Raw genomic sequence first — 835 nt, forward strand, 5'->3', positions numbered from 1 at the left:
TTCGATGTCCAGCAATACGAGGTTTTCCGCCACAGATACTAGCAGTGATTTCAATATGTTGTGAGATAACTAAAGATGACATAATTACTTGCCAATAATATTCATAAATTGTTATTATCATACCATTTTTTCCCCAGTAAGGCCACATCAGTGCGATCGCCTCTGTTTTAGTGCGCTCGCCGATTTGGTAGATTGGGTTGAGGCACGAAACCCAACATGATCAACTATTAATTTATTTGGTTGGTGTTGGGTTGCACTTTGTTTAACTACATTTTGGCAATAAAGAGGCGATTAGGGTTGATAAACGGCGAACGCTAATCTTGTAAGCTTTAAAAAGTGCTATATAAAAAACTAAACAAACTATAATTAAAATTACTGCAAAAATTTAGAGAGTAAAGAAGGAAATATGACAGAAATAGTTTTTTTAGTGGAAGATGCACCGGAAGGGGGATATACAGCAAGGGCATTAGGCGAGTCTATTTTTACCGAAGCCGATGATTTACAATCTTTACGAGAAATGGTAAAAGATGCCGTTAATTGTCATTATAATGATAGGGAAAATCGCCCTAAAATTATTTGTTTACATATTGTTAGAGTGATGAATTTTTGCTTTTTTTAAATAATGCTTCTTCAATTAGAAAATCAAGTTTTCCAGCTATGTAATCTTCCTCAATTTGTTTTTACCACTGTTGATCGTGTAACTTATTGATCCAATTTCTTAAATACAAAAATTCATCAGAAGTAAGGCTTTCAATTTCCGCTTGAATTAATTGTATTTTTGTCATCTTAGTATCTTTCCACAACAATAGTTCAAATTTGAGTTTTATATCCCACA

At 33.3% G+C, this 835-nt stretch carries 1 protein-coding gene; it reads left to right on the plus strand.

Annotated features, from left to right (window positions below):
* Positions 1-406: 406 nt before the first annotated feature.
* Positions 407-619 (plus strand): 2-oxoisovalerate dehydrogenase E1 subunit beta, encoded by a 213-nt coding sequence (locus tag MICAI_RS16655; protein ID WP_008204776.1) that lies wholly within the window; start codon positions 407-409, stop codon positions 617-619.
* Positions 620-835 lie beyond the last annotated feature (216 nt).

Source organism: Microcystis sp. T1-4 (assembly GCF_000297435.1).
Taxonomy (GTDB): domain Bacteria; phylum Cyanobacteriota; class Cyanobacteriia; order Cyanobacteriales; family Microcystaceae; genus Microcystis.

Bases quoted from the DNA above. Each gene is read 5' to 3' on its own strand.
- MICAI_RS16655 (WP_008204776.1), top strand. From the start codon at position 407: ATGACAGAAATAGTTTTTTTAGTGGAAGATGCACCGGAAGGGGGATAT.